This is a genomic window from Chryseobacterium sp. GW821-FHT04C04, from assembly GCF_059420365.1.
The window spans coordinates 20,946-36,700 of the sequence record NZ_JBWKTO010000001.1 but is presented as its reverse complement, the minus strand read 5'-3'; the positions used below and the strand labels follow the sequence as shown (position 1 = coordinate 36,700).

Here is a 15,755-nt window from a genome sequence, read left to right as displayed (position 1 = left end):
AGTAACCACCAAACAAAAACTTAAAAAAAATGACAAAATTAAAAACCTGATTTTCAAATAGATAAACACGCATGTCTGAAAATTAACAACAATCACTGATTTTAAAAATCACCTTACAAATACTTATATGAACAATAAAATAATATCCCTAGGAGCGCTTTCAAATGCTACCTTGCCTCACAATTCGGGGAATTTTGGGAATATTTTTCATCCAGATAATTACGACCATTATCGTAATGCAGTCAATAGTACATTAGACCTTGTAAAGGAATTTCTTTACAGAAACGACAAACCTTTCAGCGGTATAGAAGCCAAGGAAATGAAAGGAATGGTACAACAGATAGACCTTAATCAAAAACTTTCCAATTATAACGAACTTTTAGATGAAGTAGATGACATTTATGTAAAACATGCGACAGCTTTTCATCTTCCACAATATGTAGCGCACCTTAACTGCCCGGTTGTCATTCCGGCGTTGGCAGGAGAAATTCTTGTGAGTGCTATCAATTCTTCACAGGATACCTATGATCAGAGTGCCGGAGGAACTTTTATGGAAAGAAAACTGATCGACTGGACCGCGGATCAGATTGGATATAATACGAATGAAAGCGATGGTGTTTTCACAGCGGGAGGCTCACAGAGTAACTTAATGGGGCTGGTAATGATGCGTGACTGCTTCTCCCAGAAGAGATACAATCATAATATAAAAATGGATGGTCTGCCAGCAGAGGCCAGCCGTTTCAGAATCTTTGTTTCAGACAAATCTCACTTCAGCAATCTGAAAAATGCTTCCATTATGGGGTTGGGTGAGAAAAGTATTGTGAAAGTTCCTACCGATGAAAGATTCTGTATGGATATTTCTCTTTTGAAAAAATACATCAAAAGGGAAGAGCAGCTAGGCAATATCCCTATTGGTATTGTAGCAACAGCAGGAACTACAGACTTCGGAAATGTTGACCCACTGGAAGATATTGCGAATATTTCAGAGCATTATAATATCTGGATGCATGTAGACGCTGCGTATGGCTGTGCATTACTATTGAGTGAGAAATACCGTAATCTGCTCAGCGGAATTGAAAGAGCAGACTCTGTAACGATTGATTATCACAAATCTTTCTTCCAGCCTATCAGCAGCAGTGCTTTCATTGTTAAAAACAAAAAAGAATTGCTGATTCTTAAACATCATGCAGATTATCTGAATCCTAAAGAAATGGATGAAGAAGAAATCCCTGCACAGATCAATAAATCGATTACCCAGAGTACCCGTAGGTTTGATGCTTTAAAACTTTGGTTTACGCTAAGAATGATGGGTAAAGAACAGCTGGCAGAATATACAGATACCGTCATTGATCTTACGAAAGACGTTGCCTCAATGATTACTGAAGATGCTGATTTTGAATTGCTTTCAGATTCGGATCTAAGTGTTCTTGTTTTCAGATATGTAAGACCGGAAATCAGCGATCTGAATGCCCTGAACCAATATATCAAGATGAAACTTTTCTACAGCGGAGAAATCCTTGTAGCAAGTACAAAGGTGGATGGGAATTTCTATCTGAAGTTCACTTTCCTGAACCCGATCACAACAACTGAAGACGTTCATCAAATTCTTACGACAATCAAAAGCCATGGAAAAGACTTTAATACAGAAAAATAAAACAGGAGAAAAATCCCGGGAAATTACTTTCAGGATTCTTCTCAACGGAATGTTAAGAGAGCTTGGAAATGGAAAATTCTATCAGGGAGTTCCAAAATATGATCTTCTTACAGCAAAAGCTCTTCAGAATAGCGATTACCCGCTGCATATGAGGTTTGAAATGAAGAAAAGCGGATTGTTTTTATTTGCGCCGGTTTCTTATCGTTCTGAGACTCTTTTTCATGAATACGGACCGATTTTGTGGGCTGTTGATCACGAGAATCAGACCGTTTTTGAAGTCCATACTGAAAAACTGATTGAACTCATTTACCATGAGTTTTCTGAGACTATAAATGAGAAGGGTTTCAAACAATTTGCAGAAAGAATTCAGAGCAGTCTGAAAAATCTGGAACTGACTACAGAAGCATGTTTGCAGGATGATCAACTTTTGACCTATTCATTTCTGGAATCTGAACAGATGCTGCCGGCAGGGCACAATCTGCATCCTTTTACCAAATCAAGAATGGGCTTTTCTGAATCTGAGCAGTTCTTATATGGTCCCGAATTTGGAAAAGGATTCCAGCTGGATTACTTCCTGATTCATAAAGACTGCATCACTGAAAAATCTCTTCCCGGAATTTCAGCAAAAGAAATATTCGAAAAGTGGGTGGCGATACCAGAAAGTTACGATTTTGAAAACACAAATGATTTCTATATTGTTCCGTGCCATCCCTGGGAAGCACAATATCTTTTGTCCACAGAAGAATATCCTGAAATGCTCGGATCTGGTAAAATCATCCATATCGGGCCTTTGGGAGAAGATTTCTATGCAACATCTTCTATAAGAACCTTGTATAATCCTGACTTTAGCTGGATGCTGAAATTTTCTTTGCATGTTTTAATGACAGGATCTGTGAGAACCAATAGTTTAAAGGATCTTAACAGAGGATATGCTTCAGCCATTTGGTGGCAGCATGAAAAAGCTTCGTTTGAAGAAAGTTTTCCCAATTTTAAACTGTTGATGGAACCTTCTGCATTAAGTGTTCATTATCAAGAAAAGAATGTAGAAAGCCTGAATATCCTGATCCGTGAAAATCCTTTTTCAACGGATGATAAAGTTCTTTTATTGGCAAGACTTTGTCAGGACGAATCTACAGATGGATTTAATTTTACAGCACATTTCTTTAAAAATGTTGCCAATCATCTGGGAATTGATGCTGAGAAAGCAACCATCATTTGGTTTGAAAAATATGTAAACCTTCTGTTGTCACCTTTAAACAGATTATTCAATCAATTAGGGATGGCTCCCGAAGTGCATCAGCAGAATCTTCTTATTCAGCTGGATAATCAGCTCCTGCCGCAATCGATCTGTGTAAGAGACGGGCAAGGGTATCTGATTAAAGAAAGCTTTAAAGAAAAATATCAAAACCTGATGAAAGACTATCCTGAAGTTGAAGATCTTTTTATCAGAGATGAGCGTCTTCTGGATATTGTTTCCCACCACCTTTTGGTAAGTAATCTGAGTGCTTTGATCTCTTCCATAGGAAAAACCGGATTGGTTAAGGAAAGAAAACTTATCCATATTCTGTACAGAGAATTTGATGAGCTTCATGAATCTGAACCATCATTTTTGACAGATTATGCGCTGAATCAAAGATACTGGGCTGTAAAATCAAACCTTCAGTCGGCCGTTTCTGATGTAGACGGAGGGGTAAGCGCAGCATCTATTTCTTATGCTAAAGTACCGAATATTCTTCACAAACATTTTTTCTCAGATCAGCTGATTCATCCGCAAGGGAAAGAAGTTTTCTTTAAAAGATATTTTCAGAAAGAAGATGTGACCATGAGTATGCGTCCTATCGATCTTGACAATGACCTTGAAATGCTTCATGAATGGTTTAACCGTGAACACGCCGTAAAAATATGGCAGATGAACTGGCCCATTGATGAGCTGGAAACCTATTATAGACTCATGCTTCCAAGTGATGAAGCTCACAGCTACATCGTTGCCGGTAATGATGAACCTTCTTGTAATATCGAGGTTTACTGGGCTTGTAGAGATATCGTAGGAGATTACTATGAAGTACTGCCTACCGATTATGGAACACACCAATTCATAGCACCAACTGATCCTAAAAAGAAAAATGTATCTCCCTCTACACAATCTATGGTAGATTATGTTTTTGCACAACCACAGGTAGGTAAAATGGTAGGAGAAGGTTCTGTAGATTCACTGGCATCTATGATGAATAAAGCTCACGTAGGTTTCAAAGTAGATAAAGTAATTGAGATGCCTCATAAAAAAGCCAATCTGAATTTCTGTTACAGAGAATGGTACTGGGAAAAGTTTCCACAGAATAAAGAGGTACAAATCACCACAAACATCACAAAAAATGACTAACGAAGCTGTATATAATGTAATAGGCATAGGTATAGGCCCTTTTAATCTGGGACTTGCCGCTTTATCTAACCCAATTTCGGAACTGAAGACTCTTTTTCTAGACCAGAGAGATGGTTTCGACTGGCATCCGGGATTGATGATTGACCATGTAACCCTGCAGACTCCATTTTTATGTGACTGCGTATCCATGGCTGATCCTACTAATCCTTTGAGCCTTCTGAACTATCTGAAGGAAACCGGAAGATTATATAAATTTTTTATCCGTGAGAGTTTCTTTATTCCAAGAAAAGAATACAACCGCTACTGTCAATGGGTAATTGAGCAGCTTCCACAGTGTCGTTTTTCAACTCAGGTGGTGGACATTACCTATGAAGAGAGTTTATATCAGGTGACTACGGTTCATACAAAAACTAACGAAACTACTGTTTTTAAAACAGAAAGATTGATTTTAGGAACAGGAACACAGCCTCATATTCCTTCTTTTATTCCTAAAGATGATTCGCGAATCATTCACACAAGCTCTTATCTATACCGAAAAGAAGAACTTTTAAGTGAAGGGAAGAAAATTGCCATCATCGGTTCCGGTCAAAGTGCAGCAGAGGTATTCTATGACCTGCTTCAGAGCAGAAATGAAAAAACTCAGCTGGGCTGGTATTCCCGTCCGGACAGATTTTTCCCTATGGAATATTCTAAGCTGACCCTGGAACTCACTTCCCCGGATTACGTTGAATATTTTTACAACAGAAGTGAATCGGCAAGGAAAAGTATTTTAAGTAAGCAGCAAGCTCAGTTTAAAGGAATCAATTATGATTTGATCAATGATATCTATGATTTTATTTATGATCTTAATATCGATAATGCCAACCCTAATCTTAAAATTATTCCTAACAGCCAGCTGAATACCGTTGATAACAGTAATCTTGATTTTATCAACCTTGAATTTACACAACTGGAGCAGGATGTGCCTTATGATCAGGAAGCTGACTATGTCATCCTTGGAACCGGATATCGTTATCATGAGCCTGCTTTCTTGAAGAATATTCAGTCAAGAATAAAAAGAGATTCAAGCGGACTATTTGATGTTAATAGAAATTATTCAATAGATCATAACGGAGGGGAAATTTATGTGCTTCATGCAGAAGTACATACCCACAGTTATATTTCTACAGATCTGGGAATGGCTGCTTACCGCAATTCTTATATCATCAATGATATTCTTGGAAGAGAATATTATAAAATCGAAAAGAAGATTGCTTTCCAGGATTTTGATGTGGAAAAATATGCTGATCTACCAACTGCCAAAATTTAATCATACAATGAACACCAATTTAAAAAATACAATAAGCCAGGAAAACTGGCAGCAGGCTAACAGAAATCTGATGGCCAAAACCATTGCAGAACTGATGCACGAAGAGCTTCTAAAACCAGCGGTAACGTTTGAAAATAAAGAAGGATTTACTGTTTTTAAACTTGAAACCGGGCTTGAAAATGTTGTGTACAGCTTCCGAGGACAAGAGAGAATGATGGATTATTGGCATATCGACAAAGAGAGTATTACAAAGACAGAAAACGGAGAAGATCTATCTGCGGTAGATGTAGCGGCTTTCTTTCTGGAAATGCAGTCAGTGTTTGATTTAGATCCTTATACCATTGCAAGATATACGGAAGAATTGCTGCATACTTTATATTGTGATGCATTAATTTTATCTAAAGGAGTCATGTCTTCAAAAGATCTTGCCCATTCAGATTATCAAACTGTTGAGCATAATATGACCGGACATCCATGGGTTATTGTGAACAAAAGCAGACTTGGTTTTTCTCCAAGAGATCTTAAAACATTTGCTCCTGAAGCAGATGAAAACCTAAAAGTAATCTGGCTGGCTTCCCATAAGAGCAGATCAGCATTCCAATCTTTGGAACATATAGACAGAGAAGATTTTTATCGTTCTGAAATAGGAGAGGAATTGTATCATGATTTTCAACAAAAGCTAATCAATGCCCGTAAAGATGTTGAAGATTATCATTTTATCCCAGTACATCCTTGGCAGTGGGAGCACAAGCTTCAGATTCATTTTGCCGGAGATATTGCCTCAGGGCTTTTAATCCAGATGGGAGAGGGAAGTGATACCTACAGTGCACAGCAAAGTATTCGTACTTTATTCAATGTAGATCATCCTGAAAAAAGATATCTGAAAACAGCTGTTTCTATTTTGAGCACCGGAAATATCAGAGGATTATCTCCTAAACAGATGAAAATTGCTCCCGCTATTACCGATTGGGTAAAAGGCTTGATCAAAGATGATGCGTATCTGGAAAATAAAGGAACCATTTTCTTAGGTGAAGAGGCTTCCATAGCTTATTTGCATCCACAATATGGTGCGATTGCCAGTGTTCCTTATCAATATAATGAATTCCTTGGCGCTTTATGGAGAGAAAGTGCTGAAAATTATCTGACAGAGGGTGAGCAAATGGTAACTATGGCTTCTCTGCTGTATGTAGATGAAAATGGAATTCCATTGGTTCAGGCATTTGCAGAAAAAGCAGGCATGAGTATCAAAGAATGGGTTGAAAGCTATCTTGATGCTTATCTTACTCCTTTATTGCACATTTATTACACCCATTCATTATGTGTAACTCCGCATGGAGAAAACATTATGGTTGTGCTGAAAAATGGAGTTCCACAGAGAATTGTAATTAAAGATTTTGTGGATGATATCGTTTTAACAACTGAAGCCAGAGAAAAACTTCCTGCGCATCTTGCAGATGGTTTGATCCAGTCTTCCAATAAAGAAAATATTCCATTGTTTATTCTCCTGGGAGTTTTCGATGCATTCTTCAGATATATGTCAAATGCCCTGCATACGTATTCTGATTTTAAAGAAGAAATATTCTGGGAACTGGTTCACAACTGTATCGAAAATTATAAAGCTGAGAATACCCATCTTCAGGAACGATATGAAAAGTATGACCTGTATGTTCCTGCATTCAAAAGATTTTATATCAACAGTCTACGTCTGAAAAACAATGGTTATAGTGAAAATAAAGCATTTGCGATTCCGAGAAAAGATGGAGCATTGCCTAATCCGCTGTACCAGATTGCCAATAAAAATTCAGTAGCAGCAGTATGAGGAAATTCCTGCATATACTAAAAGAAGGAGTGGTTTTTGCCTATGGAGCGATAGCTGGGAAAAAAGTCGAGCTGACATCGGGAAGCATCAACCGTTCCATCTTTAGTCTGGCCATTCCTATGGTGATGGAGCTTGTGATGGAGTCTGTCTTTGTAAGTGTCAACCTGTTGATTATTGCAAAATTAGGAGATAAAGTTCTTGGTCTTGTGGGAATCACGGACAACTACATCAACTTTGCTTATGCCATCGCAGTAGGTCTTGGTATTGCGGCAGCCACTCTTATTGCCAGAAGAGCTGGAGAAAAAGATACAGAAGGAATGGGCAGAACCGCTCAGTATATTATCCTGCTCGCCTTGTTTTTTGCTGTGCTTATTGGTGGTATCTCCTGTTATTTTTCTGCTGAAATTGTTGATTTCCTTGGAGTCAATGCCAATGCCGTAGTTGATGGAGTATCTTTTTCAAGACTGGTCTTTCTGAGCATCGGGCTTGTGATTCTAAGACTTTCGGTAAATGGACTTTTCAGAGGTGCCGGTGATGCAGATATTGCCATGAAATCACTTTGGATCTGTCATATTTCCAATATTATATTCGCTGTGATCCTTGTTTTCGGATTAGGGTTTATCCCTGCTTTCGGATTGATGGGATTGGCTTATGCTACCGTTTTATCAAGATTGCTAGGAGTCTTATACCAGGCTTTTATATTTCTGTCCGGAAAAACCAGAATCAGCATCAGAGTTCCTTTACAGCTTGATGTACCCTTGCTGCAAAAGATTCTGAAAATAGCCTTTGGAGGATTGGTTCAATATATCATTCCGACATCCAGCTGGCTGATTATGGTAAAGATCATCTCTACTTTCGGAACTACTGCTCTTGCAGGATATATCATTGCCCAGCGGATTGCTTCAGTAGCCACAATGCCTGCCTGGGGAATAGGGAATGCGGCTGGAGTTCTTACAGGACAGAACCTGGGAGCAGGAGAACCTGATCGTGCAGAAAAAACAGTCTGGAGAGCCGGAACCATCAACATGACTTATCTGGTACTCGTAGCCTTATTCTGGCAGATTGCCGCTGAATATGTGGTGAAATTTTTCACCACAGAACCGGAAGTCGCAAGATATGCAGTGCAGTATATCCATGTAGTATCTATGGCTTATCTGCTGTTAGGATTCACGATGGTGATCAGCCGTGCTTTGAATGCGGCCGGAAACATTTTGCAGGTTACCCTGCTGTACCTCGTGATGTTTTATGTTATTCAGCTTCCTATGGCTTATCTCCTCGGAGTAAGGCTTCATTGGGAACTGAGAGGAATATTTACGGCTATTGTTTCTTCGGAAATTGTATTAGCAGTGCTATTCCTAATGATTTTTAGAAATGGAAAATGGAAAACTATAAAAATTTAAAATGAACACTACAGAAGAATTTTATGAAATTATCGCCTCTGCCATCGCCATAAAGAAAGAGTTGGTAGATGAAAAATTGACGTATCAGGAAATCCCGGAATGGGATTCTATGTCCCACCTTCTTATCGTAGAAGCACTTGAACAGTTTTATCAGATCAAATTTGATTTTAACGATATTCTGGAGATGGGAACTGTCGGAAAAATTCGAGAAAAAATGAAAAAATACGATGTACTCGTAGAAAACTAAGCATATGAAAATTTTAGAAAATGTAATTGCCAATAAGAACTTGGAGTTTACAGATGCTTCCACCGGTAAAACAATACCGGTGGGAACACTGTACCGGTCTTTAGGCTTAAACCCCGTAGAAAAAGGGCTGCTCTTTTTGTACAATGACAATCAGCTGCCTGGCATTGAGGTACTCCTCAACTTTTACGGAACAGCGCACACGATTGCAGTGCTGGGACAAAAACTGCATGAGGAATTCAAAGCACGTATCGAGGCGGAGTACCGTCCCAAATACATCTTTGATCCACAAAGAGAAGAAATTGCCGGATACAGCCTGAAAGAATTCTCAGACGATATCAGAATCTTTGCAAAGGATGATTATAAGAGTGAAGTTACGATTCATCCTGACATCAAAATCCTTTTGAGTACTTCAGGGACAACAGGTGTTCCGAAACTGGTTAAATTATCCGATGAAAGCCTTTATCAGAATGCTTTGAGCATCCTTCAGTATATGCCCGTTAAGGAATCCGATGTGGTTCCTTTAAACGTTCCTATCAACTTTGTATACGGATTCTCTATTTTCACCACCAACTGTATGCGTGCCAGAAGAATAGTTTGTACAGATAAAGACATTATGCAGAAAGCATTCTGGGACGAAATGGAGAAGTACGGCTACAGTACTTTAGGCGGAGTTCCTTTTCTTTATGAGAACCTGAACAGAATAGGATTCTTCAGAAAAGACTCTCCAAGTCTGAGGTATTTTACCCATACCGGAGGGGTGATCAACGCTGAACTGAGAAAAACCATCTTTTCTTATTGTCATGAGTTTAAAAAAGATTTTTTTGCTCAATACGGTCAAACGGAAGCAGGAGGAAGAATGGCTTACCTTACGACAGAAGGATTATTGGAAGAAGAAACCTCTATCGGAACTCCTGTGCACAACGGAAGTTTCAGAATTGATCCGGAAACTGATGAACTTCTTTTTTCACACATCAGTATTTTCGGAGGATATGCCAATAAACTAGAAGATCTTACTACTTATGAACAGCCTTCTGTACTCCATACCGGAGATACCGCCAGAAAAGGTGAAAACGGAATTTATTATATCACAGGAAGAATAAAACGTATTATGAAGCTTTTCGGAATACGCCTTAATCTGGATGAGGTAGAATTCATTCTTAAAAATGAAATGCAGGGCAATACCTTCGTGTGTCTGAATGCCAATGATAAAAAAATCGTTGTACTGTATGACAATCCGGATATTGATCCTCAAATCATCACCGAAACCATTAAAAATAAACTGCGTATCAATCCACAATATGTACGCACCGAACTTATAGAATCATTCCCATTATCACAAAACGGTAAAATAAACTATCCCCTGTTACAAAACTTACAGCATGAAAACATCTAAAACCCTTATATTACTTCTTGGTCTTGCTTTATCTTCAAACTCGCTTTCTGCACAACAGGGCGACAGAATTCATGGTAAGATCATGCTGACTGAACAGGCACCAGTAAAAAACGCTATTTTAAGACTTGTCAACACGTCTTATCAGGCAAAAACCAATAATTTAGGAGAATATTACTTTGAAAATGTACCACCTGGAGAATATACCCTTCAGGTGGTTTTAAATGACATCGAACTGATGAGGGAGTCTATTCACATTCAGAAAGATGTCCACGAAATTCCTGCTATCTATGCCCCGTTACACAATAATGTGATTGAAGGAATTACAGTATATGCAGTGAGCAGAAATAAATTTTTGGATAGAGACAGCACATCAGTGGCTAAAATGCCTTTGAAAGTTCTTGAAAATCCACAGGCTTATACCAGTATCAACCAGCAGATCATGAAAGAACAGCTTACTTACGATATTTCGGAAGTATTGAAAAATGTTCCGGGTATGGTAAAAATGCAGGGAAGTCCGGGAAGAGGTTCAGGAGACGGAAGTTTCTACTACAGCCTTAGGGGTTTCCCAACCAAAGTATCTATGGTGGATGGTGTTCCTGCAAATACCAATGGTGAGATAGATCCTGCCGACCTTGAACGTCTGGAAGTGATCAAAGGCCCTTCAGGAACTTTATACGGAGGCGCTGTAACTTCTTTCGGAGGTCTTATCAATGCTGTAACCAAAAAACCAAAAGATTATTTTGGCGGAGAGGCTTCTTATCTTATGGGAAGCTACAACCTGAACCGTGTGACAGCTGATGTTTACGGTCCGATTACAGAATCCCGAAATATGCTGTTCCGTTTAAATGCAGCGTATCAGTATCAAAACGGATTCAGAGATTCTGAATTTAGAAAATCATTTTTTGTAGCGCCTACAGTGAGTTATCAGGTTAATGACAGACTTAAATTCAACCTTGGAGCTCAGATCTACAATTATGAAGGAACCAATACTCCGATTATTTTCCTTCCAAGAACAAGAGCTTATTTCGCTCATAATCCGGATGAACTTGGCTTCGACTGGAAAAGATCTTATTCCAATAATGACATGACCTTAAAAGCTCCGTCAATCAACGTAAAAGCTGAAGCGGTCTACAAAATTGCAGATAAATGGACTTCGCAAACCCTGCTTTCAAGAAACTTCAGAAAAACAGAAGGTTTGTATCAATATCAGTTTATCAGAGGAACTGCCAATGATGCTACCCTTGAACGTAATGTACAATGGCAAAACTCGGAAGCTTCTTCTACAAGTGTTCAACAAAACTTTAATGGAGAATTTAACATCGGAAAAATCAAGAATAAGGTATTGATAGGATTAGATTATCTTAATCAGACAATCAATAATAACCATTCCCCGATTGTGGTATTCGACAATGTGGATGGACAAAACCTGACAGGCAGCTATGGGAGCATTTCCAAAGATCTTGCCCTTCAGAAAATCCAGGCCGTTACCCAAGCCGCTATTCTTGCTGGTAAAACACCTTTGGTACGAAATACCACTGCATCTAATCTTTATGGAGCTTATATTTCAAATGTAACTCATATTACTGACCGTTTGACCACATTGATCAGTTTGCGTATGGACCATTATGAAAGTAAAGGTCAGCTTAATCTGAATGATAACAAACGTGCAGGAGAATTCAAACAAACAGCTTGGTCTCCCAAAGTAGGTATTGTTTACCAGATTCTTAAAGATCAATTATCTGCTTATGGTAACTATATGAATGGTTTCAGTTATACAGCACCTGTTACCCAGCAATTGGCTGATTATAGCGGAGACATGAAACCACAGATGGCCAACCAGTGGGAAGTAGGAGTCAAAGGAAACCTTTGGAGAAACAAGGTTAACTTTACCGTTTCATATTATGATATTCTTGTGGACAATATCCAAAGAGGAACAGGAGTGATTCGCGACGGAAAAGAATACAATATTGTGATTCAGGATGGACAACAGAGAAGTAAAGGGATTGAAATCGAAACGATCATGAATCCTGTTCAGGGATTGAATATTATGGCCGGATATGCTTACAACCACAGCAGATTTGAAAAAGCAGATGCATCTGTGGATGGGCGTCGTCCGGAATCTGCAGGTCCTGCGAATGTATTCAATTCATGGATCAGTTATATTCTTCCTATTAAAGGGCTTCAAGGATTGGGAATAGGTTTCGGAGTAAATCGTGTTGGAAAACAGATTACCGGAAATAAGACGGTTACCGGACAGTTTGCATTCCCTGCCTATACTTTAGTGAATGCTTCCATTTCTCTTGAAAAAGAAAGATACAGATTAGGATTTAAAATGAATAATCTGGGCAATGTGCAATATTTTGCAGGGCAGGGAGTGGTAGTCGCTCAGATGCCTCGTAATTTTGTTGCTGAGGTTAGCTTTAAATTTTAAGAATGAAGTTAAAGTTTAGAAAAATTGCATATCAGTTACATCTATGGCTCGGACTAACGTCCGGGCTTATAGTTGTTATTATGGCCGCTACAGGTTGTATCCTGGCTTTTGAAGAAGAATTAAAACATATTGTTCATCCCAACAGATATTTCGTTGAAAATATCGGAAGAAAAAAGCTTTCATTATCCGAACTTACAGGAAAAGCAGAAAAAGCACTTCCTGAAGGGTTGAAAGTCAAAAGAGTGGTAATGTCTTCCGATCCCTCGCGAACCTATGTCTTCCGAACGCTGAAAATAGATGAGGAAGCATGGACATATTGGGGGACTTATCTTTATTATTACCGGATTTATGTAGATCCCTACACTGGAAAAGTGCAGGAAGTAGAAGATGCCAAAAAAGATTTCTTTGAAATTGTGCTGGATCTTCACAGAAGACTTCTGCTGGGAGAAAAAATAGGAAAAACCATTACAGGTTATTCCACATTGATTTTTGCAATTATCCTTTTATCGGGGCTTGTGATATGGTATCCCCGCAAGATGAGTAAAGCCATGCTGAAAGGAATGTTTTTCATTAAAACATCTGCCAATTGGAAAAGGATCAACTATGACGCTCATAATGTGCTGGGATTCTATGCCGTGATTCCTTTACTTCTGATCTCTTATTCCGCATTGATATGGAGCTTCGAAGATGTAGATAAATGGGTAAAGAATACACTGAACGGCAATAGTCCGACAGAAAAGAAAGCCAAAAGTACCATCCCTTCTGAAGAATTTTCAAACCGCGGAAATATCCTCGATTTAATTGGAAATAGAATGGAAAAAGGACTGGCAGATAAGAAATCTGCACTTGTCAATTTCCCAAGATCGGAAGAAGTAACTTATTATGCTGAATTGACGTATGATGGCAGACAATACCGTAATGAACAATATAATTTTGATCAATATTCAGGAGATGTTTTAAAATCTCAATCTTATAAAAACAAAAATATCGGATATGGAACCGCATTAAGAGATAGAAATTATGATCTTCACACCGGAAGTATCCTGGGACTCACCACCAGAATTATTTATTTTCTGGCTGCTATCATTGCAGCATCGCTCCCAATTACCGGTTTTATTATCTATCTCAACAAGAAAAAGAAGAAACCAAAGCACAAGAAAAATAAAATCGTTTTTCCTTCTCATCATTAATAAAGGAAGAGGTTATCTCAAAGGGCAATAATCCGACTTTTGCCATTCTGACGAAGGAAGAATCTCATTAATAACTTAGGTTAAAAGATTCTTCACTACATTCCATTTCGTTCAGAATGACATTTCTGAATAACCTCTTTACTTATATTATATATCCAGTATCAATTTTATCGAAGATAAAATCCTCGCGCCTTAAAAACAAAACGTTATAATCTAACTTGCGCCTTTGCGTTCTAAAACTAAAGTAGACTCTTTGCTTGAATTTTTTTTTGGAAAATCGCAAAGGCGCAATTTTTTTTAATCTCTTCGTATTTTTTTAAGACGCAAGAAATATGATATAGTTTTTCAAAATTTTATAAGTATCTATTAAAAAATCTGCAAGAGATTTAATTACCCAATCAATCCCTTCACATTTTTTGAAAAAACTTCAATTCCTTTATTCATCTCTTCAACATTCAAATCTCCAAACCCCAATCGCATTGCCGTAAGCCCTTTATTTTGATACAACAGTGTTTTAGGAATGAAAAGATTATCCTTCATACAATTTCGGCTCAGCTGCATAAGATTGATCGGAATATTCCATTCCAGCCAGATGGCAAGTCCGCCGGATGGCTTTTGAAAGGTGATGAGGTTACCCAGATTTTCTTCCAGCAACAAAGCAAAATGATCCCGTCTTTCCTGATATACTTTTAAAGATTTCTTCAGATAACGGTTAATTTCCCCTTCAGCAATCATTTCTCCAAGGGCTCTTTCCATCAGAATATCACCTTGGCGGTCAATAATACCTAGATACTTCCGCATTTCTATCATCAGATTTTCAGGGGCAACAATAAATCCGGTCCTGAATCCTGGTGCCAAAGACTTTCCAAAAGAACCGATATAGATCACCATTCCGTTCGTATCGGCACTAGCCAGGGGAAGGATAGGACTTTTATCATAATGAAATTCATAATCATAATCGTCTTCCAGAATAATAAATCCGTATTCATTCGCCAGTTCCAGTAACTCAAATCTCCTCTGGGCACTCAGCGCAACGGTAGTAGGATAGTGGTGATGCGGAGTAAGGTAAAGCATCCGTATTTTCTGCTTTTTACAGGCTTCACGTACACTTTCAACAATGATTCCCTCTTCATCAATAGGAATAGAGACAATATCAACACCCGCCTTCATAAAGATCATATTGACGGAAAAATAGCTCAATGCACCTACCAATACGGTATCACCTGCAGACAGAAGGATTTCGGAAACAATATAGATACTCATTTCCGTACTGCGGGTGATAAGAAGGTTATTCTTAGAAATAGGGAGTCCACGGGAAAGATTCAGATATTGAGATAAATGTTCTTTAAAAAATTCACTTCCGTCATGATTATAATGTCCCAAAGCTTTCTGATTGGATTTACGCTTCAAAATAGAGCTGTAAAACCGGGAATGCTGTCCGATTTGTGTTAATCGGATATCCGGCACACCATCATTAAAAACATACTCACAGTCTGAATGTTCAAAAGGATTGTCAAGAATATTAGATGTTTTGAATGAAAAACCTGTGTTTACAGGATAATTTTGAAGGTTATTTTGCTCAAAATCGTTCACTTTTACAGGTTTTTCCTGATCTTTCCCAATCACAAACGTTCCTTTGTTGGGAAAACTCTCTGTCCAGCCTTGAGCTGACAACTCGTCATACACGGCAACTGCTGTATTTCTATGGATTTCCAGCATTTCACTGAAAGTTCTGGTTCCGGGAAGTTTGGTTCCGAAAGGTAAAACTCCTCTCTGAATTGCATTGATCAGCTGATTTGCAATTTGTAAATAAATAGAAGTCTCTGATTTTCTATCTATTTTTATAAAACTTTCATAAGGAATCTTAACCGGACTATCCATAATATAAAAACTGGCACCATGTAACCATCCGGCAATATACTACTTTTGACA

10 protein-coding genes are annotated in these 15,755 nt (G+C 38.3%); 9 read left to right on the top strand and 1 reads right to left on the bottom strand.

The window, feature by feature from the left end; translation table 11 throughout:
- Window positions 1-127: 127 nt before the first annotated feature.
- Genes AC07UM_RS00145 through AC07UM_RS00105 form a run of 9 tightly spaced genes read left to right on the top strand, consistent with a single transcriptional unit; the run spans window position 128 to window position 13,823 of the window.
- Window positions 128-1,654, top strand: a complete 1,527-nt coding sequence (locus AC07UM_RS00145) for a pyridoxal phosphate-dependent decarboxylase family protein (protein WP_494683029.1) — start codon at window positions 128-130, stop codon at window positions 1,652-1,654.
- On the top strand, window positions 1,626-4,034 hold the full coding sequence (locus AC07UM_RS00140; RefSeq protein ID WP_494683030.1) for a GNAT family N-acetyltransferase: 2,409 nt from the start codon (window positions 1,626-1,628) through the stop codon (window positions 4,032-4,034). Before AC07UM_RS00145 ends, AC07UM_RS00140 begins: the two co-directional genes overlap by 29 nt.
- Window positions 4,027-5,343 carry a lysine N(6)-hydroxylase/L-ornithine N(5)-oxygenase family protein gene (locus AC07UM_RS00135; protein WP_494683031.1) on the top strand — a complete coding sequence of 439 codons (1,317 nt, stop codon included), beginning with the start codon at window positions 4,027-4,029 and terminating at the stop codon, window positions 5,341-5,343. The genes AC07UM_RS00140 and AC07UM_RS00135 overlap by 8 nt, the downstream gene beginning before the upstream one ends.
- Before the next feature lie 7 nt (window positions 5,344-5,350).
- On the top strand, window positions 5,351-7,162 hold the full coding sequence (locus tag AC07UM_RS00130) for an IucA/IucC family protein (RefSeq protein WP_494683032.1): 1,812 nt from the start codon (window positions 5,351-5,353) through the stop codon (window positions 7,160-7,162).
- Complete coding sequence (locus AC07UM_RS00125; RefSeq protein ID WP_494683033.1) at window positions 7,159-8,562, top strand: MATE family efflux transporter; 1,404 nt, start codon at window positions 7,159-7,161, stop codon at window positions 8,560-8,562. Before AC07UM_RS00130 ends, AC07UM_RS00125 begins: the two co-directional genes overlap by 4 nt.
- A 1-nt stretch (window position 8,563) precedes the next feature.
- Window positions 8,564-8,809, top strand: coding sequence for an acyl carrier protein (locus tag AC07UM_RS00120; RefSeq protein WP_103232497.1), 246 nt, complete (start codon window positions 8,564-8,566; stop codon window positions 8,807-8,809).
- A 4-nt stretch (window positions 8,810-8,813) separates the two neighbouring features.
- On the top strand, window positions 8,814-10,202 hold the full coding sequence (locus AC07UM_RS00115; RefSeq protein WP_494683034.1) for an AMP-binding protein: 1,389 nt from the start codon (window positions 8,814-8,816) through the stop codon (window positions 10,200-10,202).
- Window positions 10,189-12,633 carry a TonB-dependent siderophore receptor gene (locus AC07UM_RS00110; protein ID WP_494683035.1) on the top strand — a complete coding sequence of 815 codons (2,445 nt, stop codon included), beginning with the start codon at window positions 10,189-10,191 and terminating at the stop codon, window positions 12,631-12,633. Before AC07UM_RS00115 ends, AC07UM_RS00110 begins: the two co-directional genes overlap by 14 nt.
- A gap of 2 nt (window positions 12,634-12,635) precedes the next feature.
- The gene (locus tag AC07UM_RS00105) at window positions 12,636-13,823 is read left to right on the top strand and encodes a PepSY-associated TM helix domain-containing protein (protein WP_494683036.1); all 1,188 of its coding nucleotides are present in this window, start codon (window positions 12,636-12,638) and stop codon (window positions 13,821-13,823) included.
- Window positions 13,824-14,213: 390 nt separating this feature from the next.
- Here AC07UM_RS00105 and AC07UM_RS00100 read toward each other — a convergent pair whose 3' ends face one another.
- A complete protein-coding gene (locus AC07UM_RS00100; RefSeq protein ID WP_494683037.1) occupies window positions 14,214-15,704 on the bottom strand; it encodes an aminotransferase-like domain-containing protein in 1,491 nt (496 codons plus the stop codon).
- Window positions 15,705-15,755 lie beyond the last annotated feature (51 nt).